A 25,139-nucleotide genomic window follows, 5' to 3' on the forward strand; every position below is an offset into this window, starting at 1 on the left:
CGGTCGCAGGGTGGCGCCCACGGAAGGGCCGTGACGTGCGTCGCGCGGTGATCACGCCGTGTCCGCCTAGGCTCCGGTGATGCGCACCGTGGCCTCCCCCCAGCTCCGCGTGCCCCCGTCCCACGCGCCGCTGACCGCGGTGATCACGGCCCACAGGTCGCTCCTGGAGATCCACCAGCGACCCTCTGCCCCTGATCGCGGCCGCGGGGGGTGGCCGTGAGCCCGGGGCCGGGGGACTCCTCGCTGCCCGTGGGCCTGCGCGTCGCCCTCGAGCGGCGGGCCCGCGTCGTCGACGACGGGGCGGTGCTGCTGGGTGGTGCGCCCCCGCGGATGCTGCACCTCTCGCGGGCGGCCCGGGACCTGCTGGCCGGTGGCGCGTTCGCCGTCACCGACGCCACGTCGCGCACGCTGGCCCGCACGCTGCTGGACGCCGGCATCGCCCACCCCGTCGACGTGCCGGCCGCCGCTGTCCCCACCCGCGAGGACGTCACCGTCGTCGTCCCGGTCAAGGACCGGGTGGCCGGGCTGGAGCGCCTGCTCGCCGTGGTGGGTCCGGCCGTCGTCGTGGACGACGGCTCCGCCGACCCCGCCGCGATCCGGGCCGTCGCGGAGAGCGTGGGCGGCACCGTCGTCCGGCACGCGGTCTCCCGTGGCCCCGCCGCCGCGCGCAACGCCGGCCTCGCCGCGGCCACCACGCCGCTCGTCGCGTTCCTCGACTCCGACGTCGTCCCGGACGAGGACTGGCTGGAGCCCCTGCTCGCGCAGTTCGCCGACCCGGCGGTGGGGCTGGTGGCGCCGCGGATCGTCGCGCTCGACCCCGGCCCGGGCTGGCTGCAGACCTACGAGGCCGTCCGGTCGTCGCTCGACCTGGGCCCGGACCCCGCGCTGGTGGTGCCCCGCTCCCGCGTCGCCTACGTGCCGAGCGCGGCGCTGCTCGTGCGCCGCGAGGCCGTGGGAGCCGGGTTCGACGAGGCCATGCACGTCGCCGAGGACGTCGACCTGGTCCTGCGCCTGCACGAGGCGGGCTGGCGGCTGCGCTACGAGCCGTCGTCGCGCGTGGCGCACGACCACCGCACCGACGCCCGCGCGTGGTGGCTGCGCAAGGCGTTCTACGGCACGGGTGCCGCCCCGTTGGCGCTGCGGCACCGCGGGTCGGTGCCGCCGATGGTGCTGAGCCCGTGGTCGGCCGCGGTCGGCGTGCTGGTGCTGCTCGGGCGGCCCCTCGCGGCGCTGGCGGTGAGCGCCGTCGCGGCGGAGCGCCTGTCCCGCAAGCTGCAACGGGTGCAGCACCCCCGCGCCACGGCGGCGCGGCTCATCGGCCTCGGCGCGGTGGGGGCGATCGCCCAGACCGCCGACGCCGTCACGCGCCACTACTGGCCCGTCGCGGCGCTCGCGTGCCTCGTGTCGCGGCGCGCCCGGCGGACCGTCGCGGTGGTGGCGGTGGCGGAGGGCGTCGTGGACTTCGTGCGCCACCGCGGTCGCGATCCGCGCGTCCGGCCGAGCCTGCCCGGGTACCTGCTGGCTCGCCGGCTCGACGACCTGGCCTACGGCGCTGGGTTGTGGTGGGGCGCGTGGCGCCACCGTACGTCGGAGCCGCTGCGGCCGGGCCGCATGTCGGCGAAAGCAGTCCGACAGGGTTAGTCCGAACGGTTGATAAAGTCGGCGTTCGGCTTCCGCTTCTGCGGAGCGGATGGCCGTGAGGATCCGCGCTCACGGATTCGACAGCGTCCTGTCGGGAAGTCGCCCCGGTGTGGACTGCCACCGTCCCGACGGACTGGTTGCAGCTGCCGATGATCAGCGGTGTGATGTGGTCGCCGCCACAACGGCGTGGTGGCATCGACACAGCAGTCGCGGCCCTAGGAGAGAGACTCATATGGCACAGGTCCGGGTCACCGTCGACGGCGTGAACTACGCCGACGACGTCGAGCCCCGCACGTTGTTGGTCCACTACCTGAGGGAACAGCTCGGCAAGACCGGCACCCTCGTCGGCTGCGACACCAGCAACTGCGGCGCATGCACCGTCCACCTCAACGGACAGAGCGTGAAGTCCTGCTCGGTGCTGGCCGTCCAGGCCGACGGCGCCGAGGTCACCACCATCGAGGGCGTTGCCCGCGACGGGAAGCTGCACCCCGTGCAGGAGGCCTTCAACGAGTTCCACGCCCTGCAGTGCGGGTACTGCACCCCCGGCATGATCATGCAGGCGATCGACCTGCTGGGCGACAACCCCGACCCCGACGAGCACGAGGTCCGTGAGGGCATCGAGGGCAACCTCTGCCGCTGCACGGGCTACCAGAACATCGTCCGCGCGGTGCAGGGCGCGGCCCAGGCCATGAAGCCGGGCGCCACCGCTGACCGAGGAGCCCCGGCCCCCGTGGCCGGAGGAGGCAACTAGATGACTGCTACCGCCGATCCCACCACGCTCGAAATCGGCAAGGCGCGCACCCGCAAGGAGGACGCGCGTCTCATCACCGGTCGGACCAAGTACACCGACTCGATCACCCCGCACGGCACCCTGCACCTGTCGGTCGTCCGCTCGCCGCTGGCGCACGCGACGATCACGGGCATCGACAAGTCCGCGGCCGAGGCCGCCCCCGGCGTCATCGGCGTGTACACCGCCGCCGACCTCGGCGTCGAGGCCGTCGGCCTCCCCTGCGCCTGGCCGATCACCCCGGACCAGAAGGCCCCGCAGCGTCCGCTGCTGGCCAGCAAGACCGTGCACTTCGCCGGTGAGGGCGTGGCCGTGGTCGTGGCCCGCACCGTCGCCGAGGCGCGCGACGCGGCCGACCTCGTCGAGATCGACTACGACCCGCTCGAGCCGGTCCTCGACATGGAGGCCGCCATCGCTCCCGGCGCCACCCTGGTGCACCCGGAGCTCGAGACCAACGAGAGCGCCACCTGGGTGTTCGACGCCGGCGCGGCCGGCACCGGTGGCAGCGTCGACGAGGCCATCGCGGCCGCGGAGGCCGACCCCGACTCGATCGTCCTCAAGCGCCGCTTCATCCAGCAGCGCCTCATCCCGGCGTTCATGGAGCCGCGCTCCGCGGTGTGCGACCCCTCCGGTGAGCAGATCACCCTCTGGGCCGCCACCCAGGTGCCGCACATCCTGCGCACCATGACCACCGTGACCCTCGGTGTGCCCGAGTCCAAGCTCCGCGTCATCGCCCCCGACGTGGGCGGCGGCTTCGGCGGCAAGATCGGCGTGCTGCCCGAGGAGATGCTCACCGTCGTCCTCGCCCAGAAGCTGGGCAAGCCGATCAAGTGGACCGAGACCCGGTCGGAGTCCCTGCTCGCCGCCCACCACGGCCGCGACCAGATCCAGGACATCACGATCACGGCGAAGAAGGACGGCACGGTCACCGGCCTCGACGTCCACCTGCTCGCCGACATGGGTGCCTACCTCGGCCTCGTCGGCCCGGGTGTGCCGATCCTCGGCGCGTTCATGTTCAACGCGATCTACAAGTTCCCGGCATACAAGTTCACGTGCACCAACGTCTTCACCACGAAGACGCTGACCGACGCCTACCGCGGCGCCGGACGCCCGGAGGCCACGTTCGCCGTCGAGCGGATCATGGACGAGCTGGCCGTCGAGCTCGGGCGCGACCCGATGGAGCTGCGCCAGCAGAACTGGATCAAGCACGAGGAGTTCCCGTTCACCACCGTCGTGGGTCTCACCTACGACACCGGGAACTACGAGCAGGCCACCGACCAGGCCATGGAGATGTTCGACTACGCCGGCCTGCGCCGTGAGCAGGAGGAGCGTCGCAAGAACAACGACCCCGTCCAGCTCGGCATCGGCATCTCGACGTTCACCGAGATGTGCGGCCTCGCGCCGTCCCGCGTGCTCGGCTCGCTGGCCTACGGCGCGGGCGGCTGGGAGGCCGCCAGCATCCGCATGCTGGCCACCGGCAAGGTCGAGGTCATCACCGGCGCCTCGGCGCACGGCCAGGGCCACGAGACGGCGTTCAGCCAGATCGTCGCCGACCAGCTGGGCGTGCCGTTCGAGGACGTCGAGATCCTGCACGGCGACACGCAGATCTCGCCCAAGGGCCTCGACACCTACGGCTCCCGCTCGCTCGCCGTCGGTGGCATCGCCATCGTCAAGGCGGCCGAGAAGGTCATCGCCAAGGCGAAGAAGCTGGCCGCGCACCTGCTCGAGGCGTCCGAGGACGACATCGAGTTCTCGGGCGGCAACTTCACGGTCCGCGGCACGGACAAGGGCAAGGCCATCCAGGAGCTGGCGTTCGCCGCGTTCATGGCGCACGACTACCCCGAGGACATGGAGCCGTCGCTCGACTCCGACGCCGTGTACGACCCGGAGAACTTCTCCTACCCGCACGGCACGCACCTCGCCGCCATCGAGATCGACACCGAGACGGGCCACGTCAACCTGCGCAAGTACGTCTGCGTGGACGACATCGGCAACGTCGTCAACCCGTTGATCGTCGAGGGTCAGGTGCACGGCGGTCTCGCGCAGGGCATCGCGCAGGCCCTGTTCGAGGAGGCGAACTACGACGACCAGGGCACCCTGGTCAACGGCACGTTCGTCGACTACACGCTGCCGTCGGCGGCCGACCTGCCGAGCTTCGACACCGCCACGGTGCCGAACCCGGCCGCGGCCACGTCGAACCCGCTGGGCGTCAAGGGCGTCGGCGAGGCGGGCACCATCGCCTCCACGCCCGCCATCGTCAACGGCGTGATCGACGCGCTGCGTCACCTGGGCGTCACCAACGTCGAGATGCCCTGCACCTCGCAGCGCGTGTGGCGGGCCATCCAGGACGCCAAGGGCAACGCCACGCAGGAGACGCCCATCGACACGCACTCGCCGGGCGCCGGCCTGGGCTCGATCGACCCGAACAACCCCCAGGGAGAGACAGAGTGATCCCCTCCAAGTTCGACTACGTCAAGCCGGCGTCGGTCGCCGACGCCATCACGGCGCTGCAGCAGGGCGGGGACGACGCGAAGATCCTGGCCGGCGGCCAGAGCCTGATCCCGGTGCTCCGGCTGCGCCTCGCGGCGCCGTCGGTGATCATCGACCTCGGCGGGATCGCGGAGCTCCGCGGCATCCGTGAGGACGGCGACCACATCGTGATCGGCGCGATGACGCCGTACCACGACATCATCCGCGACGACCTGGTCAAGCAGCACGTCGCGCTCCTGGCCCAGGCCACCGCCACGGTCGCCGACAACCAGGTCCGCCACCGCGGAACCCTGGGCGGCTCGCTGGCCCACGCCGACCCCGCGGGTGACCTCGGGGCCGTCGCGCTGGCGCTGGAGGCCGAGCTGGTCATCGCCGGCGCGTCGGGCAGCCGGACCGTCACCGCGAAGGACTTCTTCGTGGACTACTTCACCACCGCGCTCGGCGAGGGCGAGATCCTCACCGAGATCCGGTTCCCGAAGTACACGGGCTGGGGCAGCCACTACGAGAAGTTCAACCGCACCGCCCAGGCCTGGTCGATGTGCGCCGTCGCCGTGGCCGTCAAGGTCGACGGGGGCACCATCTCGGAGGCCCGCGTCGGGCTGACGAACATGGGCACCACGCCGATCCGCGCCGCCGGCGTGGAAGCGGCACTCGTCGGACAGTCGGCCAGCGCGGACGCCATCCGCGCCGCGGCCGAGCATGCGACCGAGGGCACGGCCGCTCCGAGTGACGCCGACGCCGCGGCCGACTACCGTGAGCACCTGGCCAAGGTGCTCACCGGCCGCGCGGTGCTGGCCGCTGCGGGCTGACGTTCGTTCCATCTGCGGACGCTCGCCCCGGGTCATCCGGGGCGAGCGTCCGCATTTCTGCTTTGAGGAGACCCCATGCAGTTGGAGAACAAGTTCACCATCGAGGCGCCCATCGAGAAGGCGTGGGAGGCCCTGAACACCCCGCAGACCATCGCGCCGTGCTTCCCGGGTGCCACCCTCACCGAGTACGAGGACGACACGTTCACCGGCACGGTGAAGGTGAAGCTGGGGCCGATCTCGCTCACCTACAAGGGCAAGGGCACCTACAAGGAGCGTGACGACGCCAACCACCGCGTCGTCATCGACGCCAGCGGTCGCGACTCCCGGGGCAACGGCACCGCCAACGCCACGGTCACCGGCACGATGGTGGCCGACGGCGCGGACAAGACCGTTGTCACGATGGTCACCGACATGACCATCACCGGCCGCCCGGCGCAGTTCGGCCGCGGCGTCATCTCCGACGTGGCCGACAAGATCATCGGTCAGTTCGCGGGCTGTGTCGCCGAGAAGCTGGCGCCCGGGCTGGAGGCCGCGGCTCCGGCCGGAGCCGCCACCCCCGCCGCCCCGGTGGCCGCCGCCGCGGGCAGCACCAACGGTGCCGCCACCGCCGGTACCGCCGCCACCGCGACGGCCACGGCGCCGGCGTCCGCCCCGGCCGCGAAGCCGGCGGCGGTGCCGTTCACTCCGATGAAGAGCAGCATCGACGCGATCGACCTGCTCGACACCGCCGGCTCACCGGTGCTCAAGCGCCTCGCCCCCGTGCTGGGTGGCGGCGTGCTGCTGTTCCTGATCATCTTCCTGATCCGCCGCGCCCGCGGCTGAGACACGCCCGACCCTTCTCGGCAGCAGAGCCACGTTCACGCCAGCTGGTTGCGTGAACGTGGCTCTGCTGCAAGTCGGGAGGAACGATCGGTCGGTCGTGGGCGGCCGGTCACCGAAGGCCCGAGACGCGCAGGGTGATGTTCAGCCGCCCGGCCGCCAACCCCGTGTCCGGCACGTCCACGGCGGGGAGCAGTTTCGGCACGCCGTGGTAGGCGAGCCTGCTCTCGTCGCCGAACACGACCAGATCGCCGGAGTGCAGCTCGACGTCCGTCCACGGCCGACCGCGGGTCTCGGTGTTGCCCAGCCGGAACAGGCACGGGGCGCCGATGCTCAACGACACCACGGGGTCCGGTGCGGCCTCGTCGCCGTCGCGGTGCAGGCCCATCCGCGCGTCGGCGTCGTAGTGGTTGATCAGGGCGATGTCGGGGTGGTACTCGCGGTGCTCGCCGTAGGCGTCGGCCAGGGCGGTGCGGCCGAGGTCGCCGAGCCACTCCGGGAACGCCGTCACCGGTGATCCGTCCTGGTCGTCCCTGGTGCGCGAGTAGCGGTACGGGTACCAGTGCCAGCCCAGGCAGACGGCGCGGACGGTCATCCGGCCGCCGTTGGGGAGCACCGCCGCCCGGATGCCCGGGCCCTCGCCCGCCCACTCCCGGCAGGCGACGACGAGCCGGCGCTGCTGGTCGAGGTCGAGCCAGTCCGGCACGTGCACCGCGCCGGGGGCGAGCACACGTCTCTCTCGTGGGAACAGCATCACCGGGCATTGTGGAAGATGACGCCCAGGACGTGTCGACTGCCCGTGTGCACCGCGCTCACGCCGTGCCGCAGCTGCACCCGCCGGTACCCCCGCGCGCCGGGTACCGGCCGGTGCCGCACCGGGAACACCACGGCCTCGCCCTGGCGCGGTCGGAGCACCACGGGCCGGGACTGCTGGCGTGGCCGCTGCTCCACGAACACGCTCTCGCCACCGGTGAAGTCCTCGTCCGGGCGGCTGAGCATCACGAGCAGCTGCAGCGGGAACGTGACGTCGCCGTAGACGTCCTGGTGCAGGCAGTTGTAGCCACCGGGCCCGTAGCGCAGCACGAGCGGTGTGGGGCGGTGCTGGCCCGCGGCGGCGCAGGTGGTGAGCAGGCCGTCGAGCTAGGTGGGGAAGGTCGGCTCGCCCAGCCGCTCCGCCCAGCGGTTCGCGACCGACGCGAGCCGCGGGTACCACTGTTCACGAAGTTCCTGGACCAACGGTGGGAGCGGATTGGCGAAGTAGCGGTAGCTGCCCTCCCCGAAGGCGTGCCGGGCCATGACCACGGTGCTGCGGAAGCGCGCGTCCTCGTCGAGCATGGCGGTCACCTCCGCGCACTGGTCGGGGGTCAGGACGTCGGGGACGGCGGCCACGCCGTCGGTGTCGAGCTCGTGCATGGGACACAGCCTGGCTGCGGCAGACCCGCGGGGCTGGCGGGAAACGGACGTCGACGGCCCTCGCGGGGGGGCCGTCGGCAACCGGGCCGGTGGCGTCGTCCACCCGGACCTCGTGCCGGACGCCGCTGTCCAGGGCGCCCCCGAGGTCGGCCCGGCCGATCGCGACGGGCAGCGGGCCGGGTGCCACGTCGACGTTCATGACGCGTCGGCGCCCTCGGCGAGCACCGCCGAGAACCTCACGCGCTCCCGCATGGCCGCGGCTGTCCTGCAGCGACGGGATCCCGGTGTCGCAGGTACGCACCGGCGCATGAGGATGGGGCCATGCGCCCCGGTACCCACAACGCGATCACCGACGTCGAGGGCTTACGCGTCGGGCACGCGTCCGTCGACGGCGGGCTGAGCGGCACCACGGTCGTCCTCGCCCCGCCCGGTGGCGCGGTCGGCGGCGTCGACGTGCGGGGTGCGGCTCCCGGCACCCGCGAGACCGACCTCCTCGACCCCCGCACCACCGTCCAGCGCGTGCACGCGATCGTGCTCAGCGGCGGCAGCGCGTACGGGCTCGCCGCGGCCACCGGCGTGATGGAACGGCTGGAGGCGGTGGGGGAGGGCTTCGCCGTGCCCGGCGGCCTGGTGCCGATCGTGCCCGCGGCCGTGGTGTTCGACCTCGGCCGTGGCGGTGACTTCGCCGCCCGCCCGGACGCCACCACCGGGGTGGCGGCCTACGACGTGGCCGCGGCCGGGCCCGTCGCCCAGGGCGTCGTGGGGGCCGGGAGGGGCACGGTCGCGGGCGGGCTCAAGGGTGGTGTCGGCACCGCCAGCACCGTGCTGCCCGACGGCTCGACGGTGGCGGCGCTCGCCGTCGTCAACGCGGTGGGCTCGGCCGTGGACCTGCGCACCGGCGGGCTGTACGGGGCACGGGTCGGGTTCGCCGACGAGTTCCCGCCCGTCGAGGTCGGGCCGGACGTGCTCGCGGCGCTGCGGGGGATCGCCCGGCCCGCACCGCCCGCCGCGGGCACCGCCACCACGCTGGCCGTGGTCGCGACGGACCTGACGCTGGACAAGGCGGGCTGCTCCCGGCTGGCGACGATGGGCCACGACGGCATGGCCCGCGCGCTCTCCCCGGTGCACACCGTGATGGACGGCGACGTGGTGTTCGGTCTCTCCACCGCCAGCCGCCCCGCGCCCGACCTCGCGACGCTGGTGGGCCTGCACGCGGCCGCGGCCGACGTGGTGTCGCGGGCGATCGCGCACGGGATGTGGGCGGCGGAGTCGGCGGGCGGGTTGCGCAGCTACCGGGAGGTGCTCGGCATCTGACGCTCCTCAGATGTGGCGCGGTTGATCTCCGTGACCTTCCATGGGGACTGACGTGTGGTGCGGTCTCCAGCGTGGAGCCATCCACGTTCCTGGCGGTAGCACAGGAAACGCGCGTGAACCTCGTCAGGCGTCCGGGTGTGCGGACGGGAGCAGCGCCTGGAGGACCCTTCCCGCGCGGTCCGCGTCCGGTTCCTCTCCCGTGATCACCGCGCGGTAGACGTAGGACTCCACCACGCGCACCACGGTGTAGGCGAGGTCGTCGGGCGGCACCGGGCTCGCGAGCCGTCCGGCTGCGGTCTCCCCGACGACCAGGTCGTGGACCAGCGCGATGAGCCGCTGCTGGTACCCGCCCGACTGCATCGTCAGCAGCCGCATCGCGAACTCGCCCTCCTCCGCCAGGAAGCGGCTCATCCCGGGGTGGGCGAGGACGTCGCGGACGAAGTCGGCCAGCACCGCGGCGAGCCGGGAACCCGGGCCGGTCGCCGGGCGGGCCAGGCCCCGCTCGATCGTGCGCCGGGTGAGCGACCAGATCACCTCGCACAGCAGGAGCTCGCGGGACCCGACCCAGCGGTAGAGCGTGGCCCGGTTGACCCCGAGCTCGCCGGCGAGTGCCTGCATGTCGAGCCGTTGCCCGGACTGGAACGCGCGACGGGCGGCCACGAACGCGTCGAGAGCCGTGCGTCGTTCGGCGTAGGCGCCGGCGAGCTGACGCTCCAGGGGCGTGACCGGCTCGCGCACGTCGCCCCCGATGCGTTGACAGTTGCTGTGGCCCCACTCACACTAGCGCGACACGCAAGCATCTGTGTCGCACGACGCGACAGATGGACCACGACATCTCGACGAGGAGAGCGTCATGACCACAGACCTGCCCGGCCGCCTGGGCGACCCGGACCTCACGATCGGTACCGACCCCCGCGCCGACCCCCGGATGGTCGCGGTGCTGACCGGCCTCGGCATCGACGGCCACGCCGACGGCGCGCCGCTCACCCCCGATGCCCCCCGCGAGGAGCTCCTCGGGTTCGTGGAGGCCGTCGAGGTCGGGTTCGAGGGCCTGTTCACCGCGTTGGCGCAGGGCTCACCGCCGCTCGACGGCGTCACGTCCGAGGTCGTCACGATCACCGGCGACGGCGGCCACGACATCACGCTGCACGTGCACCGCCCGTCCGGGGTGGAGGGCCCGCTGCCGTGCATCTACCAGGTGCACGGGGGTGGCATGGTCATGCTCGCCACCGCGGGGCCGCTCTACACGCGGTGGCGGCTGGAGCTCGCGGCGGCGGGTGCCGTCGTCGTCGGAGTGGAGTACCGCAACGGCGGCGGCGTCCTCGGTGCGCACCCCTTCCCCGCCGGGCTCGACGACTGCGCCGCCGGCCTCCGCTGGGTGTCGTCGCACCTGCAGGAGCTGGGGGCGACGAACGTCGTGGTCACCGGAGACTCGGGAGGCGGCAACCTCGCGCTCGCCCTGGCGATCAAGGCGAAGCGCGAGGGCTGGGTCGACGAGATCTCCGGCGTCTACGCGCAGTGCCCGTACATCGTCGGCGCGTGGGCGGAGTCAAGGCTCCCGTCGCTGCGGGAGAACGACCAGTACTGGCTCAACCGGAGCCTCTTCCCGCTGCTCGCGGAGGTCTACGACCCGGAGGGCGCGAACGCCGCCGAGCCCACCTGCTGGCCGCACCGCGCCACGGTCGCCGACGTGGAGGGCCTGCCGCCGCACGTCATCTCCTGCAACGAGCTCGATCCCCTGCGCGACGAGGGCATCGCCTACCACCGCCTGCTGCTCAAGGCGGGGGTCAGCTCGGTCGGGAAGATCAACCTGGGCCTCTGCCACGTGGGCGAGCTGCTGTTCCGCGGCGCTCTGCCGGACGTCTACCTGGCGGCGGTCCGTGACGTGACGGGCTTCGCCCGCTCACTGGCGTAGTCCGGGTCCGTACCGCTCGACGCCGTGGCGGCCGATGTGACGGCGCCCGTCCGCGGCACCGGCCCGGTGGAGGTCGTCCGGGAGACGCCCGCCGCCGGGCCGTCAGCCGCCGGCGAAGGGCGGCAGCACGTCGAGCGTCGACGCCCCGCTCACCGACGTGCTCCGGTCGCGGACGGCCACCTCGTCGAGCAGGTAGCTGCAGCGTTCCAGGACGCGGGCCAGCTCGGCACCGTGCTCGGCCCGGAGCGCCGCCAGCACGTCGTCGACGGTCGCACCCGCCTCGAGCTGGATCTTCTCGGCCTCGACCCCCGCGGCGGCGCGGGCCGCGGCGAAGTAGCGCACCTCGATCGTCACGGTGCTCATCCTCCTCAGCCCCCGATGGCGCTCATCGGGCGGTCCGGCTGCAGGAAGCCGGGGTCGTCGATGCCGTGGCCGGCGAGCTTGCCCCACATGGCGTCGCGCCAGGTGTCGGCGATCTCCGCGTCGGTCGAGCCGCCGCGGATCATCGCGCGCAGGTCGGTCTCGGTGCGGGCGAACAGGCACGAGCGGATCTGGCCGTCCGCTGTCAGCCGGGTGCGGTCGCACGCGCCGCAGAACGGCCGCGTGACCGAGGCGATGACGCCGACAACGGCCGGGCCGCCGTCGACGAGCCACTTCTCGGCCGGGGCACCGCCGCGCTCGGTCGGGTCGGGCGTGAGCGTGAACGCGGTGCGCAGCGACTCCATGATCTCGCCCGCGGTGACCATCTCGTTGCGCGCCCAGCCGTGCTGCGCGTCCAGCGGCATCTGCTCGATGAACCGCAGCTCGTAGCCGTGCTCGACGGCGAAGCGCAGCAGCGGCACGGCCTCGTCGTCGTTGAGGCCGCGCAGCAGCACCGTATTGATCTTGACGGGGCCGAGGCCGGCGGCGCGGGCGGCGGCGAGGCCCTCCAGGACGTCGGAGAGGCGGTCGCGGCGCGTGATGGTGGCGAAGCGCTCCTGCTGGAGCGTGTCCATCGAGACGTTGAGCCGGTTGACGCCGGCCGCGGCCAGGGACTCGGCGCGGCGGGCCAGGCCGATGCCGTTGGTGGTGAGCGAGATGTCGGGGCGCGGCTCCAGCGCCGCGGACGCCGCGATGATGCCCTCGAGGCCCTTGCGCAGCATCGGCTCGCCGCCGGTGAACCGCAGCTCCTCGATGCCCAGCTGGTTGACCGCGATGCCGATCAGCCGCACGAGCTCGTCGTCGGTGAGCTGCTCGTCGCGCGGCATCCAGTCGAGGCCCTCGGCGGGCATGCAGTAGGAGCAGCGCAGGTTGCAGCGGTCGGTGAGCGAGATGCGCAGGTCGGTGGCGACCCGGCCGAACGTGTCGACGAGACGGGGGTCTGCGGGCCGCGCCGGGTCCCGGGTGGTGACCCGCCGTACTGCGGGGAGGCCGATCTCGGTTGCCGTCACCCCACGAGCGTAACCGTAGAATCGGATCTTCCATCATCGCCCGAGCTGCGAAAACTCGCGTCTCCGCATCCGCGGACACCGCTGTCGGTGATCTCCGCAGATGCTGGGCAGCCAGGCCGGCCCGGCTGCCCAAAAGGTCAGCTGTGCCTGCCCAGCTCCTGGCGGGCCACCGTGCGCAGGTGGACCTCGTCGGGGCCGTCGGCGAGACGCAGGGCGCGCGCCCAGACGTAGAAGTAGGCCAGCGGGGTGTCGTCGCTCATGCCGGCACCGCCGTGGATCTGGATGGCCCGGTCGATGACGTCGCAGGCGATGCGCGGGGTGATCACCTTGATCGCGGCGATCTCGGTGGCCGCGCCCTTGGCCCCGTACTTGTCGATCAGCCAGGCCGTCTTGTAGACGAGCAGGCGGGCCTGCTCCACCTCGATGCGCGACTGCGCGATCTGCTCGCCGACCACGCCCTGCTGGGCCAGCGGCTTGCCGAACGCGACGCGCGACTGCGCCCGCGTCACCATCAGGTCGATCGCGCGCTCGGCCATGCCGATCAGGCGCATGCAGTGGTGGATGCGGCCGGGGCCCAACCGGGCCTGGGCGATGGCGAAGCCGCCGCCCTCCTCGCCGAGCACGTTGCCGACCGGCACCCGCACGTCCCGGAACTCCAGCTCGGAGTGGCCGTGCTGGTCCTGGTAGCCGAACGTCGGCAGGTGCCGGGTGATCGTCAGGCCGGGGGTGTCGCGGGGCACGAGCACCATCGACTGCTGGCGGTGCTTCGGCGCGTCGAGGTCGGTCTTGCCCATGACGATGAAGATCTTGCAGCGCTCGTCGGCGGCGCCGGAGATCCACCACTTCTTCCCGGAGATGACGTACTCCCCGTCATCTCCGGAGCCCTCGCGCCGGATGGTGGTCTGCACGTTCGTGGCGTCCGAGGAGGCCACGTCGGGCTCGGTCATCGCGAACCCGGACCGGATCTCGCCGGCCAGCAGCGGCTCGAGCCAGTCGGCCTTCTGCTCGGGCGTGCCGAAGAGATGGAGGGTCTCCATGTTGCCGGTGTCGGGCGCCTGGCAGTTGATGACCTCGGGCGCGATCACGGGCGACCAGCCGGACACCTCGGCGACCTGCGCGTACTCCAGGTTGGTCAGGCCCGAGACGTCGGGGAGGAAGAGGTTCCAGAGGCCGCGCGCCTTGGCCTCGGTCTTCAGCTCCTCGACGACGGGCGGCAGGTCCCACTCCTGCGGGGTGCCCCGGCGCTCCGCGCGGAAGGCGTCGTACCCGGCTTCGGCGGGCAGGACCTTCTCGTCGAGGAAGGCGCGCATGCGCTTGGTGTAGTCGGCAGCGACGGCGCTGGGTTCGAAGTCCACACCAGCACCCAACCACAACGTGCGGAGGCGCAGGTCGGCTGAGCATCGTAGCGAGCGCCGGCGAGTGAGGAGCGGAGGTCGATCGTAGCCGACCATCAGGCACGGCCCTGCTGGTCAAACTCGCAACTGCGCACTTAGTATCCGCATCGTGCCGCAGTTCAGGATCGCCGACGCCGCTCGTCTGCTGGGGGTCAGCGACGACACCGTCCGTCGCCGGGTGGACGCCGGCACGATCCCCGTCGAGGCCGACGCCTCGAACCGCAAGGTCATCGACGGTGCCGCCCTGGTCGCGTTCGCCCGCGACCACGCGCACACCGCGCCCGATCCCTCGGTGGTGCAGCGCTCCGCGCGCAACCGGCTGGTCGGGCTCGTCACCTCGGTCGTGACGGACACGGTGATGGCCCAGGTGGAGCTGCAGTGCGGGCCGCACCGCGTGGTGTCGCTGATGTCGAGCGAGGCCGTCCGCGATCTCGGGCTGGAGCCCGGCGTCCTGGCCGTGGCCGTGATCAAGTCGACGAACGTCGTCGTGGAAACCCCTGGAGGAAACCCGTGATGAAGCGTGTCCTGGCCACGGCCACGGCGGCGGGCCTCGCGCTCACGCTCGCGGCGTGCGGCTCGTCGTCCACCAGCAGCGGACCGGCCCCCGGCTCGAGCGCCCCCGAGGTGCGCACCCTGACCGTCCTCGCCGCTGCGTCGCTGACGGGCACCTTCAATGCCCTCAAGTCCCGGTTCGAGACGGACAACCCCGGCGTCACCGTGACGATCAGCTACGGCGGCTCGTCCGACCTGGCCCAGCAGATCGTGAACGGCTCGCCCGCCGACCTGTTCGCCGCGGCCAGCGACACCACGATGAGGACGGTCACGGACGCGAGCCTCACCACCGCCGCGCCCACGATCTTCGCCACCAACGTGCTGCAGATCGCAACGGTGCCCGGCAACCCGAAGAAGATCGTATCGTTCGCCGACCTCGCGAAGCCCGACCTGAAGGTCGTCGTCTGCGCGCCCGCGGTGCCCTGCGGGGCCGCCGCCGCGAAGGTCGAGAAGGCCACCGGGGTGACGCTCAAGCCGGTCAGCGAGGAGCCCGACGTCAAGTCGGTGCTGAGCAAGGTCGCCACGGGCAACGCCGACGCCGCGCTCGTCTACGTCACCGACGTGACGGCGGCCAAGGGCACCGTGCAGGGCGTCTCGTTCCCGGAGTCGAGCCAGGCCGTCACGAACTACCCGATCGCCGTGCTCAAGAACGCGAGGCAGGCCGACCTCGCGGCCAGGTTCCAGGAGCTCGTCACCGGTGAGCTGGGCCAGAAGACCTTGGCGGCGGCCGGGTTCGGCGCCAAGAAATGACGTCCGCCGGCCCGCTCGCACCCGCGCGGGAGGAGGAGCGGGCCGCCGCCGTCGCCCTGCCGGGCTGGCTCTGGCTCCCGGCCACGCTGGCGTTCGCGCTCATCGCGCTACCGGTGGTCGGCCTGCTGCTGAAGGCCGACTGGCCGCGCATCCCGGCGCTGCTGCTCAGCTCGGCGTCCGTGGACGCGCTGCTGCTCTCGCTGGAGACGGCGGCGGTGGCCACGGCGCTGTGCATCGCACTGGGCGGTCCGCTCGCGGTGGTGCTCGCCCGCGGCCGCCTGCGCGGGCTGCGGTTCCTGCGCTCGGTGGTGCTGCTGCCGCTGGTGCTGCCGCCGGTGGTGGGCGGGCTCGCGCTGCTCTACCTGCTGGGCCGCACCGGCCTCGTCGGCAAGGGCATCGACCTCGCCTTCGGGATCACGATCCCGTTCACCACCGCGTCGGTGATCATCGCCCAGACGTTCGTGGCGCTGCCGTTCCTCGTCGTCAGCCTGGAGGGCGCGATCCGGACGGCGGGTGAGCGCTACGAGGCCATCGCGGCCACGCTCGGCGCCACCCCGGCGCTCGCGTTCCGCCGGGTGACGGTGCCGCTCATCCTGCCCGGGCTGCTCTCGGGTGCGATCCTGGCGTTCGCCCGGGCGATGGGGGAGTTCGGCGCCACCATCACGTTCGCCGGCAGCCTGCAGGGCGTCACCCAGACGTTGCCCCTGCTCGTCTACCAGCAGCGGGAGGAGGACGTCGACGCCGCCGTGACCACCTCGTTGCTGCTGGTGGTGGTGTCGATCGTCGTCATCGCCGTCGCCCGTCCGCGGACCGTGCAGGGGGTGGCGTGACTCCGGGTCTCGACGCGCGGATCGTCGTCCGGCGTCCCGCCTTCACCCTCGACGTCGCGCTGAGCGCGGCGCCGGGTGAGGTGCTGGCCGTGCTCGGGCCCAACGGCTCGGGCAAGTCCACGCTGCTCTCCGTGCTCGCCGGGCTGCTGCACCCCGACGGCGGCCACGTCCGCATGGGCGACGAGATGATCACCGACGTCGGGTCGGGCGTGCACGTGGCCCCGCACCGGCGCGGGGTCGGGCTGCTGGCCCAGCAGGCGCTGCTGTTCCCGCACCTCACGGCGCTCGGCAACGTCGCGTTCGGCCCGCGGGCCCAGGGGGTGTCGCGTGCCGAGGCCGACGCCCGGGCCCGGGAGCTGCTCGCCGCCGTCGGCACGGCCGAGCTGGCCGACCGCAAGCCGTCCCAGATGTCCGGCGGGCAGCAGCAGCGCGTCGCGCTGGCGCGGGCGCTGGCCCCCGGCCCGGACCTCCTCCTGCTCGACGAACCCCTCGCCGCGCTGGACGTCGACTCCGCGCCGGCGATGCGGTCGCTGCTGCGGCGCGTCGTCCGCGACCGCAAGCAGACCGCGCTGCTCGTCACCCACTCCGCTCTCGACGCGCTGGTGCTCGCCGACCGCGTCATGGTGCTGACCGACGGGAGCCTGGTGGAGCAGGGCCCCACCCGTGACGTCCTGGCGCGGCCGCGCAGCCCGTTCACGGCGCGGATCGCGGGGCTCGATCTGGTCCCCGGTGTCGTCGGCCCGAACGGCCTGCGCACGGCCGACGGGCTGCTGGTCTCCGGTCACGCGGAGGGCGTGGACGAGGGTGATCCCGCGGTGGCGGTGTTCCCGCCGTCGGCGGTGGCGGTCTACGCGGAGAGGCCGTCGGGCAGCCCGCGCAACGTGCTGCCGGTGCGGCTGGCGGCGATCGAGCCCGTGGGCAACACGGTGCGGCTGCGGGCCGGGGCGGTTCCGGGTGGGCCGCAGTGGGTGGACGGCCTGGCCGCCGACGTGACGCCCGCGGCGGTGGCCGACCTCGCGGTGGAACCCGGTGCGGACCTGTGGTTCGTCGTGAAGGCCACCGAGGTCGGGATCCACCCTGCGAGCAGTTGACCCCCGCTTCCGCGGAACGTGGTGTTCAACCACGTCGCGGATGCGTGTTCCCCCGCCGCGCTGCCGCAGAAGACCGGCGACGTGTCGTGGAGCTGAAGGCCGTTCGGCCGGGATCCTGAACCTTCCGCGACCCAGCGTCACACCATGGAACCCTGACGTCACTCCAGCCCCTATCGTGTCTCTGGCCCCCCGCACACCGCGTGCGTACCGTCGCTCCACGTGACACGCCTGTTCCTGCGCTTCGCCCCTGTGGTGATCGCGCTCCAGATCGCCGCGGTGCTCGTGGGCACGGGCAGCGCCTCGGCTGCGAGCGCCCGGGTGGCGTACGTGGTGCACGCGGCCACACCGGCGGCGTCGGTGGCCGCGGCGGAGTCCGTCGGTGCGCAGCCGACCGCGACCTACGACAGCGCGTTCGCCGGCTTCGCCGCACCGCTCGACGCCACGCAGCTCGGCGAGGTCCGGACCGCGCCGGGGGTGCTCGGGGTGGAGCAGGACCGCCGCGTCACCCCGATCGAGCCGGCCGCCGTGACCCCCGCGATGACCGAGTCGGTCGAGCTGAACCCGCCCAACTGGGGCCTCGACCGCATCGACCAGCGCAACCTGCCCCTCGACGGGAAGTACACGACGAAGGCCACCGGCAAGGGCGTCACGGTCTACGTGCTCGACACGGGCGTGGACACCACCCACCCGGAGTTCGGCGGGCGCGCCACCCAGCCGCTGAACGCCGTCGACTCCACCGCAGGCGACTGCGACGGCCACGGCACGGTGGTGGCCGGCATCGCCGCGTCGTCGCAGCACGGGGTGGCGAAGGACGCGACCGTGCGCTCGGTGAAGGTGCTCGACTGCAACGGCTCAGGCACGCTCTCCACGCTGCTCTCCGGCATCGACTACGTCGCGAAGAACGCCTCCGGCCCGTCGGTGGCCGTGATGTCGTGGAGCTACGGCCCCTCGGACGTTCTGGTGGCCGCCGTGGCGAAGCTGGTGGCCCAGGGCGTGTTCGTGGCGTCGTCGGCGGGCAACACCGGCGCCGACGACTGCACGGTGGCCCCCCGCGCCGCCGTCGGGGTGCTGGTCGTGGCCAACTCGACGATCGACGACAAGCGCGCCCAGAGCTCGTCCACGGGCGGCTGCGTGGGCCTCTACGCGCCGGGCACGGGCATCGTCGCGCCGGTGCCGGGCGGGAAGACCGCCTCGTACACGGGCACGTCGATGGCGGCGCCGTTCGTCGCGGGGGTGGCGGCGCTCTACAAGCAGACGTTCGGTGACCAGCCCAGCGCGACGGTCAAGAAGTGGATCGAGGACCACGCCACCCCCGGCGTCATCGACGGGGGCGGCACGGGCGGCACCCCGAACCTGCTGCTCAACACGGGCGGTCTGTGATCGGATCTCCCGATGACGGGATTCGACCTCCTCCGCGACGGGATCGCCGCCGCAGGACCTGTCGGTCGACCCCGGCTGGTGGGCTCGCCCGTGCCGGCGGACTGCGTCCTGGCCGAGGGCCGGTGAGCTAGATCTTGGCCTTCACCGCCTGCGCCAGCTTCACGGCCGCGGCCTTGTCGCCGCCGTCCGTCGTCTCGTTCGTGGCGATCTGCACGGAGCACTTGCGGCCCTTCGCCGCGAAGTCCACCGCGCCCGCGAAGTACTGCATCCCGTCCGGCAGCGGCTCGACCTCGCCGAACGCCGGATCCTGAGCGGGCAGGCCGTTGATCGCGGTGTCGGTGTCGCCGATGTCGACGGAGACGGAGTACTCGTTGTCCTTGTTCGTCCAGACGCATCCGCCTCCGTCGGCCCCCGGTGCCGAGCTGGCCCGGCCGCCGTCGTTCTTCCCGATCAGGGCCTCGACGTCGGCGGCGGAGACCAGCGCGCAGGCGTCGAAGGGGGTGCCGCCGCCCCCGCCGCCGGCCGCTTCACCGGCGGCGGCCACCGCCGACGTGATCGACGAACCCTCGGGGCTCGCCGTGCCGATGACCGGCGTCGCCGCGCAGCCGCTCAGGATCAGCGCCAGCGCCGCGACGGGAAGAAAACGGGTCATTCCCCGAGATCGCCCGAACCCGATGTGGTGTTACTCGTACTTGCTCATGGCACCGTCGGCCGGGGTACCGCCCGCGAGCACCCGGGCGTGGTCGGCGACCCGGGACACGAGCCCGGCCACCGTGTCCAGCTGCGCCGCGTTGTTGATCGGCGGGATGTAGAGGTCCTCGGAGTCGGACTGCTCGTCGCGCGAGAGCAGCACGGTGGCGGCCTCGGCGGCCAGGGCGTCCGCGAGCTCGACGGCCAGGCTCTCGTGGGCGATCACGCGGGTGGCGGCCGTGCAGTCCTGCCCGGCGTTGAAGACCCCGGCGACGGCGATGTCGGCCGCCGCGCCGGCGATGTCGGCGTCCTCGAACACGACGATCGGCGCGTTGCCGCCCAGCTCCAGGTGCACCTTCGTGACGCGCTTGGAGGCGGCCTGCGCCACCGCCTTGGCCGCCGCGACGCTGCCGGTGATGGCCACCATCGCGGGGATGTCGTGGTCGGTGCTGGCCGGGGTGGGGTCCGACGGCTTGAGCACCAGCGTGTTGCCGTGGTTCGCGATCCCGCGCGAGACGGGGGCCCGGCACGTCACCGGGCCGTACGTCGACCGGCTGTGCACCGAGGAGTACACGCTCACGTTCACCGTGCCGCTGCGCCGCGGCGGGGGGTTCCTCGGCGTCGTCGGGGCCGACATCGTCAACAGCTGGCTGGAGCCCGCCTGCTACCGCTGCTGCACCGGATCGACCGACCGGCGGCGCTGGTCAACGCGGAGGGGGGCGCGTGGTGGTGGCCCACCACCCTCGCTGGTGACGGGGGCGGTCACCCGTGCCGGGGGAGCGACAGTGCACCCGATGGCCGGCCTGCCTCTCGGGGTGCTGGTACGGGAACGACGGACCGTTCGAGCTTCAGCGCGAGGGTGGGGCAGGCCGCCGCCGCGCGCTTCGCCGCCGCCTCGAGCTCCGGCGGCACCTCGTCGGGGTCCAGTAGCGGGTAGCCCCACTCGTCGAGCTCGACGAGCTCGGGCAGCAGCTCCGCGCAGAGGCCGTGGGCGTGGCACATGATCGGGTCGAGCCTCAGCGTGCTCACGCGGGGATCCGAAGGGGTGTCCAGAACGGGCCCTGCGCCGCGTGGCACGGCTCGCCGTGCGCGTGGGCGGCCACGTCGTCGGCGAACGTGTGCAGTGCGGTGACCGCGAGTCGGACGGCGCCGTCGGGATGGGAGCAGGCGCCGCGGCCGGGGATGACGCCGAGCCGCCGGTGCAGCTGCCCGGACACCGATCCGTCGCCGTACGCGAGCGCCTCCATGTCGTCGGCGACGGCGGGCAGCCCGAACATGCACGGCCCGCACTGGCCGGCCGACTCGTCGGCGAGGTGGCGCAGGATCCGGGCGGTCTCGGCGATGCCGCAGGCCCGCGCGGGCAGCGCCACCAGGGCGGCGACGCCCAGCGGGATGCCCACGTCACGGCAGGTCTCGTGGGCCAGCGGCAGCTCGGCGGCGTCGTCGATGGGCAGCCAGCTCCCGCCGAGCCCGCCGATCTGCACGGCCGCCAACGCCTCGGACTCGCCGCCCGCCAGCTCCAGGGCGTCGGAGAGCGGGAGCCCGGCCTCGATCTCGTAGACGCCGGGCCGGTTGACCGCGCCGCCGACCGTCACGAGCAGGGTGCCGGGCGAGTCGGGGGTGCCGGCCTCCCGGAACCAGGCGTCGCCGAAGCGGGCGACGAGAGCGATGTGGGCGAGGGTCTCGACGTTGTCCACCAGCGTCGGGCGCCCCCTCACCCCGCGCACCGACGGCCGTGTCGTGGTGGGCCGGGCGTCGCCGTTGTTGAGGAAGTTGACCAGCGCGGAGGCCTCGCTGGCGACGTAGCGGTCGGGCACCTCCACCACCTCGACGGCGACGGTGTCGCGGTCGCGCTCGTGCAGTGCCGCGTAGACGACGTCGATCAGGGGGCTGTCGCGGTGCACGCAGAGGATCGCCTCGCGGGCGCCGACGGCGTGGGCGGCGAGCGCGATGCCGTCGAGCACGAGGTGGGGGGAGCGGGCGAGCAGCGCCTGGTCCTTGGCGCTGGTGGGGTCGCCCTCGCAGCCGTTGGCGACCACGACGGCGCGGCCCTTCCCCGCGGCGACGGCGGCGAGCTTCTCGCCGGTGGGGAACCCGGCGCCACCGCGACCGCGCAAGCCTGCCCGAGCGACGGTGTCGATCAGCCGCTGGCGTCCCGGGCGGTTCGGGTAGACGGCCAGGGGGAGCGGGCCGAGGCGGTCCTCGTGCTCGTCGAGGTTCGCGGTGCGGGTGGGGTCCGCGTCGCGGGCGAACAGCCGGGCGACGTCGAGCGCTGTGCGGACGTGTGGCCGTGGGTCCATCGTCGCCGTCATCGGACGCTCCCGACGGCGCGACGCGCCACGGCATCGGGATGGCGGGTGAGCACCCGGCGGGCCGCGGCCCCGACCACCGCGACGCAGCAGGCGACGGTGAGCGCGATCACCCACCACAGCGTGCTGTCGCCGCCGCCGATGCCCAGCCCGTGCCAGACGACGACCGGGAACATCGCGTAGCTGGCGACGTGCACGCCACGCCACAGGCCCAGCGGGATCCGCCCGCGCAGCATGCTGGTGACCAGCACCGCGAGCAGCAGGTCGAACGCCACGGCGCCCAGCCCGAGCACGAACGGGTGGTAGACCGACGTGAACGGCACCACGGCGTCCAGCCAGGCGATCTTCGCGTACGGGTCGACGATCGCGGTGGCGATGTGCACGACGAGGAACGCGAGCGTGAGCAGCGACAGGTTGCGGTGCACCGCGTGCAGCGTGAACCGCGGCCATCCCGTGGAGGCCACCCGTCCCGAGTGGGACGCGCCGAGCACCACCGTCGCGGTGATCAGAAGCAGTGACACCAGCCCGGTCGCCCGGCTGGTGAACCAGAGCACCTGCCCCACCGTCAGCTCTCCTGTTCTGCGGGCCAGCCCGCGGTGTTCGTGATCTCCCCGGCGGCGGTGACGAGGCGGGCGGGTAGCCGGCGCTCGGCGAGCCAGCCCGGGGCGGCGTCGCCCATGACGATCGACGCCGTGGTGGCGATGTTGGCGTCGACGCAGGTGGCGGCGGCCGCGGTGACCGTCCGCCACACGGGGGAGGGCACGTCACCGGTGTGCGGGTCGACGATGTGGTGCACGGTGCGGCCGGCGCGGCGCCAGGTCCTCCGCGTGGTGCCGGACGTGGCCAGCCCGCCACCGGTGATCGTCACCGTGAGGTCGGGCTCGGCCTGGCTGTGGTCGTCGCCCACACCCAGGCGCCAGCCCTCCTCGGGGGCCGGGCCGGCGGCGCGGACGTCGCCCCCGACGCTGACGAGCACCCCGCACCCGGCCCGTTCGGCGGCCCGCAGGGCGATGCGGTCCACCACCATGGCCTTCGCGGTGGCGCCCAGGTCCAGCGTGACGCCGCGGGGCAGCAGCACCTCGCGGGTCTCCGGGTTCCAGGCCACCCGCCACCAGCCCGGCGCGGGGCGGGCGGGGGCCGCGGGTTCGGGGTGGTCGGCCGCCACGGCGGCGAAGTCCCGGTCGTAGCCCAGGGCCAGCACGGCGTCGCCGACGGTGGGGTCCACGAGGCCGTCGGTGAGGGCGGCGGCCCGCATCGCGACGGACAGGGCCTCGGCCAGCAGGGGGCTGACGACGACCGTGGAGCCGGCGCGGTCATGCAGCCGGGAGATCTCGGAGTCGGCGCGGAACCGGCTGCAGGCCTCGTCGACGGCGGTCAGCTCGCTGCGCAGCACGTCCTCGGCCCGGTCCAGCGCGCGGGGCTCGGTGACGACCAGCACCGCGGTGGTGCCCAGGGCCGTGAGCTCGATCCGGTCCGCGAGGCTGATCAGCTTCAGACCGGTCACGTCGCGCCCGACGTGGCGTGGGTCGTCGGGGCGGTGGTGGTGGCGTCCGTCGTGGGGGTCGTGCTGGCGACCTTCGGGGCCGAGGCCGGCGGGGCGACGGCGTCGGTCGTGGTGGTCACGACCTTCGGGGCGGCCTTCGTGGTGGTGGCGACGGGGGGAGCGGCGACGTGGGCCTGCGGGGCGACCTTCTGCGGTGCCGCGGGCCGGGGCGCGGCCTGGGGCGCGGGCTGGAGCGCGGGCTGGGCCGCCGTAACGGCGACGGGTGCAGGGGCCGCCGTCGCCGACGGGGTCGTCGCCGTCACGTCGGCCACGGGGGCCGCAGCGGGTGCCGCCGTCTCCGCGGCCGCCGTCGACTGGGCGAACAGGGCTCCGAACGTCACGGCGAGCGCGGTGCCGCCGACGGCGCTCAGCGACGTGGCCCCGACGATCCGGCGGCGTCCGGCGTCACGGGTGCGGGCTCCGTGGGTGGCGGCTGCCGGTGAGTGTCGCTGGGTCCTCATGGCGTCGGACGGTAATCAGCGCGGATTGCCGCGTCCGCATTCCTGAGAGTGGGGGTTGCGATCGACCCAGCGTCCGGCATGATCACCGCGACGAACGGCTGCCGTACCGCCGAACGCTGCGCGGCGTTGGTCCGTTCGGCGGTGATCGGTTCTCAGGTTGCCGATCACCGGGTCAGCGGCCGCGGCCTGCGGGCGAGCGGTGGCTCAGGAAGCGGTGAGCGTGTCGAACCCGGTGTAGGGGACGAGCGCCTCGGGGATGCGGACCGAGCCGTCGGGCTGCTGCCCCTGCTCCAGGAGGGCGACGAGCGTGCGTCCGATCGGGAGCCCCGAGGTGTTCAGGGTGCCCGCGAAGCCGCGCGTGCCGTCCTTGGCCTTGGTGCGGATGCCGGCGCGGCGGGCCTGGAACGTGCCGAAGTCCGACGCCGAGGCGATCTCGCGGTAGGCGTCCTGGCCGGGGAGCCACACCTCGATGTCGTAGGTCATCTGCGCCGAGAAGCCGGTGTCGCCCGCGGCGAGCTTCACCACGCGGTAGGTCAGCCCGAGGCCCTGCAGCACCGCCTCGGCGTGGCCGACCAGCAGCTCCAGCGCGTCGCGACTGGTGGCGGGGTCGACGAGGCGCACGAGCTCGACCTTCGAGAACTCGTGCAGCCGCACCAGGCCGCGGGTGTCGCGCCCGTACGAGCCGGCCTCCGAGCGGAAGCAGGGCGTGTGGGCGGTGTAGGCGAGCGGCAGGTCCTCCAGCGCCAGCGTCTCCTGCGCGTGCAGGTTCGTCAGCGGCACCTCGGCGGTGGGGATGAGGTAGAGCTCGCGGTCGTCGGTACCCGTCCTGAACAGGTCTTCCGCGAACTTCGGCAGCTGGCCGGTGCCGGTCATCGTGGCGCGGTTGACCAGCGTGGGCACCGAGAACTCGGTGTAGCCGTGCTGCTCGGCGAGGTCGAGGAAGTAGCGGGCGAGCGCGCGTTCCAGCTTGGCGCCCCGGCCCTTGAGCACGGCGAACCGCGGGCCCGAGAGCTTCGTGGCGCGGGTCAGGTCGAGGATGCCGAGCTTCTCGCCGAGGTCGACGTGGTCGAGCGGGTCGGCGATCTCCGGCTTCTCGCCCCACGTGCGGACGAGCTCGGCGTCGGCGTCCGAGGTGCCGTCGGGCAGCTCGTCGAGCGGCAGGTTCGGGATGCCGAGCAGCAGGTCCTGCAGCTCGGCGTCGAGCGCCCTGCTCTCCTCCTCGGCCGCCGCGACGACGCCCTTGAGGTCGCGCGCACGCTCCACCAGGGCCGGGCGCTCCTGCGGCGAGGCGCCCTTCACCGACGTGGCGACGCGCTTGGACTCCGCCCGGGCCTCGTCGCCACGCTGGATCGCGGAGTTGCGGCCCGCGAGCAGCTTGTCGAGCGAGGCGACGTCGAGCGCGTAGCCCTTGCGGGCCAGGCGGCGGACGGCGTCGGTGGTGGGGTCGAGCAGCGCGCGGGGATCGTGCATCGCCCCAGGGTATCGGGGCCGTTCGAACGGTTTCCTCCCCATCCGGAGGTG

25 protein-coding genes and 1 pseudogene are annotated in these 25,139 nt (G+C 73.2%); 12 read left to right on the forward strand and 14 right to left on the reverse strand.

What is annotated here, in order from left to right; translation table 11 throughout:
- Positions 1-216 precede the first annotated feature (216 nt).
- The 5 genes from mftF to BGP03_RS35110 all read left to right on the forward strand — a co-directional run bounded on the left by mftF (position 217) and on the right by BGP03_RS35110 (position 6,549).
- Complete coding sequence (gene mftF / locus BGP03_RS35090; protein ID WP_298801035.1) at positions 217-1,641, forward strand: mycofactocin biosynthesis glycosyltransferase MftF; 1,425 nt, start codon at positions 217-219, stop codon at positions 1,639-1,641.
- A gap of 232 nt (positions 1,642-1,873) precedes the next feature.
- Positions 1,874-2,392 carry a (2Fe-2S)-binding protein gene (locus tag BGP03_RS35095; protein WP_296373043.1) on the forward strand — a complete coding sequence of 173 codons (519 nt, stop codon included), beginning with the start codon at positions 1,874-1,876 and terminating at the stop codon, positions 2,390-2,392.
- Positions 2,393-4,879, forward strand: coding sequence for a xanthine dehydrogenase family protein molybdopterin-binding subunit (locus BGP03_RS35100; protein ID WP_296373045.1), 2,487 nt, complete (start codon positions 2,393-2,395; stop codon positions 4,877-4,879). It begins immediately after the preceding gene.
- Complete coding sequence (locus BGP03_RS35105; RefSeq protein ID WP_296373047.1) at positions 4,876-5,727, forward strand: xanthine dehydrogenase family protein subunit M; 852 nt, start codon at positions 4,876-4,878, stop codon at positions 5,725-5,727. Before BGP03_RS35100 ends, BGP03_RS35105 begins: the two co-directional genes overlap by 4 nt.
- Positions 5,728-5,802: 75 nt before the next feature.
- Entirely contained in the window at positions 5,803-6,549 is a 747-nt protein-coding gene (locus BGP03_RS35110; RefSeq protein ID WP_298801034.1) for an SRPBCC family protein, read from the forward strand.
- Between the two features lie 109 nt (positions 6,550-6,658).
- On the opposite strand, the gene BGP03_RS35115 is transcribed toward BGP03_RS35110, so the two are convergent.
- The gene (locus BGP03_RS35115) at positions 6,659-7,300 is read right to left on the reverse strand and encodes an alpha-ketoglutarate-dependent dioxygenase AlkB (RefSeq protein ID WP_298801033.1); all 642 of its coding nucleotides are present in this window, start codon (positions 7,298-7,300) and stop codon (positions 6,659-6,661) included.
- Positions 7,300-7,959, reverse strand: a pseudogene (locus tag BGP03_RS35120) (2OG-Fe(II) oxygenase). The gene BGP03_RS35115 and the pseudogene BGP03_RS35120 overlap by 1 nt, the downstream one beginning before the upstream one ends.
- 321 nt (positions 7,960-8,280) lie before the next feature.
- On the opposite strand from BGP03_RS35120, the gene BGP03_RS35125 reads away from it, so the two are divergent.
- Positions 8,281-9,273 (forward strand): P1 family peptidase, encoded by a 993-nt coding sequence (locus BGP03_RS35125; RefSeq protein WP_298801032.1) that lies wholly within the window; start codon positions 8,281-8,283, stop codon positions 9,271-9,273.
- A 123-nt stretch (positions 9,274-9,396) separates the two neighbouring features.
- On the opposite strand, the gene BGP03_RS35130 is transcribed toward BGP03_RS35125, so the two are convergent.
- Positions 9,397-10,011, reverse strand: a complete 615-nt coding sequence (locus BGP03_RS35130; protein ID WP_296373057.1) for a QsdR family transcriptional regulator — start codon at positions 10,009-10,011, stop codon at positions 9,397-9,399.
- A gap of 115 nt (positions 10,012-10,126) precedes the next feature.
- On the opposite strand from BGP03_RS35130, the gene BGP03_RS35135 reads away from it, so the two are divergent.
- A complete protein-coding gene (locus BGP03_RS35135; protein WP_298801031.1) occupies positions 10,127-11,188 on the forward strand; it encodes an alpha/beta hydrolase fold domain-containing protein in 1,062 nt (353 codons plus the stop codon).
- A 102-nt stretch (positions 11,189-11,290) separates the two neighbouring features.
- Here BGP03_RS35135 and BGP03_RS35140 read toward each other — a convergent pair whose 3' ends face one another.
- The 3 genes from BGP03_RS35140 to BGP03_RS35150 form a co-directional block, all read right to left on the reverse strand.
- Positions 11,291-11,551 (reverse strand): MoaD/ThiS family protein, encoded by a 261-nt coding sequence (locus BGP03_RS35140; RefSeq protein ID WP_296373061.1) that lies wholly within the window; start codon positions 11,549-11,551, stop codon positions 11,291-11,293.
- Positions 11,552-11,556: 5 nt separating this feature from the next.
- Complete coding sequence (gene moaA, locus BGP03_RS35145; protein WP_296373063.1) at positions 11,557-12,618, reverse strand: GTP 3',8-cyclase MoaA; 1,062 nt, start codon at positions 12,616-12,618, stop codon at positions 11,557-11,559.
- Between the two features lie 137 nt (positions 12,619-12,755).
- Positions 12,756-13,973 (reverse strand): acyl-CoA dehydrogenase family protein, encoded by a 1,218-nt coding sequence (locus BGP03_RS35150; RefSeq protein ID WP_296373065.1) that lies wholly within the window; start codon positions 13,971-13,973, stop codon positions 12,756-12,758.
- A 148-nt stretch (positions 13,974-14,121) separates the two neighbouring features.
- On the opposite strand from BGP03_RS35150, the gene BGP03_RS35155 reads away from it, so the two are divergent.
- The 5 genes from BGP03_RS35155 to BGP03_RS35175 all read left to right on the forward strand — a co-directional run bounded on the left by BGP03_RS35155 (position 14,122) and on the right by BGP03_RS35175 (position 18,615).
- A complete protein-coding gene (locus BGP03_RS35155; protein WP_296373068.1) occupies positions 14,122-14,526 on the forward strand; it encodes a TOBE domain-containing protein in 405 nt (134 codons plus the stop codon).
- Entirely contained in the window at positions 14,526-15,314 is a 789-nt protein-coding gene (gene modA, locus BGP03_RS35160; protein WP_298801064.1) for a molybdate ABC transporter substrate-binding protein, read from the forward strand. The genes BGP03_RS35155 and modA overlap by 1 nt, the downstream gene beginning before the upstream one ends.
- A complete protein-coding gene (locus tag BGP03_RS35165) occupies positions 15,311-16,144 on the forward strand; it encodes an ABC transporter permease (RefSeq protein WP_298801029.1) in 834 nt (277 codons plus the stop codon). The genes modA and BGP03_RS35165 overlap by 4 nt, the downstream gene beginning before the upstream one ends.
- On the forward strand, positions 16,141-17,235 hold the full coding sequence (locus tag BGP03_RS35170; protein ID WP_298801028.1) for an ATP-binding cassette domain-containing protein: 1,095 nt from the start codon (positions 16,141-16,143) through the stop codon (positions 17,233-17,235). Before BGP03_RS35165 ends, BGP03_RS35170 begins: the two co-directional genes overlap by 4 nt.
- A 219-nt stretch (positions 17,236-17,454) precedes the next feature.
- The gene (locus tag BGP03_RS35175; protein ID WP_296373074.1) at positions 17,455-18,615 is read left to right on the forward strand and encodes a S8 family peptidase; all 1,161 of its coding nucleotides are present in this window, start codon (positions 17,455-17,457) and stop codon (positions 18,613-18,615) included.
- A 127-nt stretch (positions 18,616-18,742) separates the two neighbouring features.
- Here BGP03_RS35175 and BGP03_RS35180 read toward each other — a convergent pair whose 3' ends face one another.
- From BGP03_RS35180 to serS, 8 genes are all read right to left on the reverse strand, one after another.
- Positions 18,743-19,267, reverse strand: coding sequence for a DUF3558 family protein (locus BGP03_RS35180; protein ID WP_296373077.1), 525 nt, complete (start codon positions 19,265-19,267; stop codon positions 18,743-18,745).
- Between the two features lie 30 nt (positions 19,268-19,297).
- Positions 19,298-19,885, reverse strand: a complete 588-nt coding sequence (locus tag BGP03_RS35185; protein WP_296373079.1) for an aldehyde dehydrogenase family protein — start codon at positions 19,883-19,885, stop codon at positions 19,298-19,300.
- A gap of 182 nt (positions 19,886-20,067) precedes the next feature.
- A complete protein-coding gene (locus BGP03_RS35190) occupies positions 20,068-20,334 on the reverse strand; it encodes a ferredoxin (RefSeq protein ID WP_298801027.1) in 267 nt (88 codons plus the stop codon).
- Positions 20,331-21,617: an NADH-ubiquinone oxidoreductase-F iron-sulfur binding region domain-containing protein gene (locus BGP03_RS35195; RefSeq protein WP_298801025.1), complete on the reverse strand. Its 1,287-nt coding sequence runs from the start codon at positions 21,615-21,617 to the stop codon at positions 20,331-20,333. The genes BGP03_RS35190 and BGP03_RS35195 overlap by 4 nt, the downstream gene beginning before the upstream one ends.
- The gene (locus tag BGP03_RS35200) at positions 21,614-22,168 is read right to left on the reverse strand and encodes a ferric reductase-like transmembrane domain-containing protein (RefSeq protein ID WP_298801024.1); all 555 of its coding nucleotides are present in this window, start codon (positions 22,166-22,168) and stop codon (positions 21,614-21,616) included. Before BGP03_RS35200 ends, BGP03_RS35195 begins: the two co-directional genes overlap by 4 nt.
- A gap of 11 nt (positions 22,169-22,179) precedes the next feature.
- Positions 22,180-23,118, reverse strand: a complete 939-nt coding sequence (locus tag BGP03_RS35205; RefSeq protein WP_298801023.1) for an FAD:protein FMN transferase — start codon at positions 23,116-23,118, stop codon at positions 22,180-22,182.
- Positions 23,115-23,618, reverse strand: coding sequence for a hypothetical protein (locus BGP03_RS35210; RefSeq protein ID WP_296373087.1), 504 nt, complete (start codon positions 23,616-23,618; stop codon positions 23,115-23,117). Before BGP03_RS35210 ends, BGP03_RS35205 begins: the two co-directional genes overlap by 4 nt.
- A gap of 204 nt (positions 23,619-23,822) precedes the next feature.
- The gene (gene serS / locus BGP03_RS35215; protein WP_296373089.1) at positions 23,823-25,088 is read right to left on the reverse strand and encodes a serine--tRNA ligase; all 1,266 of its coding nucleotides are present in this window, start codon (positions 25,086-25,088) and stop codon (positions 23,823-23,825) included.
- Between the last annotated feature and the right edge of the window lie 51 nt (positions 25,089-25,139).

This window comes from Pseudonocardia sp. 73-21 (assembly GCF_001899645.1).
In the GTDB taxonomy this organism is placed as follows: domain Bacteria; phylum Actinomycetota; class Actinomycetes; order Mycobacteriales; family Pseudonocardiaceae; genus Pseudonocardia.

Excerpts from the sequence above, each read along its gene's own strand:
- BGP03_RS35095 (WP_296373043.1), top strand. The coding sequence starts at position 1,874 with ATGGCACAGGTCCGGGTCACCGTCGACGGCGTGAACTACGCCGACGAC.
- BGP03_RS35135 (WP_298801031.1), top strand. The coding sequence starts at position 10,127 with ATGACCACAGACCTGCCCGGCCGCCTGGGCGACCCGGACCTCACGATC.
- BGP03_RS35180 (WP_296373077.1), bottom strand. The coding sequence starts at position 19,267 with ATGACCCGTTTTCTTCCCGTCGCGGCGCTGGCGCTGATCCTGAGCGGC.
- BGP03_RS35140 (WP_296373061.1), bottom strand. The coding sequence starts at position 11,551 with ATGAGCACCGTGACGATCGAGGTGCGCTACTTCGCCGCGGCCCGCGCC.
- BGP03_RS35100 (WP_296373045.1), top strand. The coding sequence starts at position 2,393 with ATGACTGCTACCGCCGATCCCACCACGCTCGAAATCGGCAAGGCGCGC.
- modA (WP_298801064.1), top strand. The coding sequence starts at position 14,526 with ATGAAGCGTGTCCTGGCCACGGCCACGGCGGCGGGCCTCGCGCTCACG.
- BGP03_RS35115 (WP_298801033.1), bottom strand. The coding sequence starts at position 7,300 with ATGCTGTTCCCACGAGAGAGACGTGTGCTCGCCCCCGGCGCGGTGCAC.
- BGP03_RS35165 (WP_298801029.1), top strand. The coding sequence starts at position 15,311 with ATGACGTCCGCCGGCCCGCTCGCACCCGCGCGGGAGGAGGAGCGGGCC.
- BGP03_RS35110 (WP_298801034.1), top strand. The coding sequence starts at position 5,803 with ATGCAGTTGGAGAACAAGTTCACCATCGAGGCGCCCATCGAGAAGGCG.
- BGP03_RS35195 (WP_298801025.1), bottom strand. The coding sequence starts at position 21,617 with ATGACGGCGACGATGGACCCACGGCCACACGTCCGCACAGCGCTCGAC.
- BGP03_RS35125 (WP_298801032.1), top strand. The coding sequence starts at position 8,281 with ATGCGCCCCGGTACCCACAACGCGATCACCGACGTCGAGGGCTTACGC.
- serS (WP_296373089.1), bottom strand. The coding sequence starts at position 25,088 with ATGCACGATCCCCGCGCGCTGCTCGACCCCACCACCGACGCCGTCCGC.
- BGP03_RS35210 (WP_296373087.1), bottom strand. The coding sequence starts at position 23,618 with ATGAGGACCCAGCGACACTCACCGGCAGCCGCCACCCACGGAGCCCGC.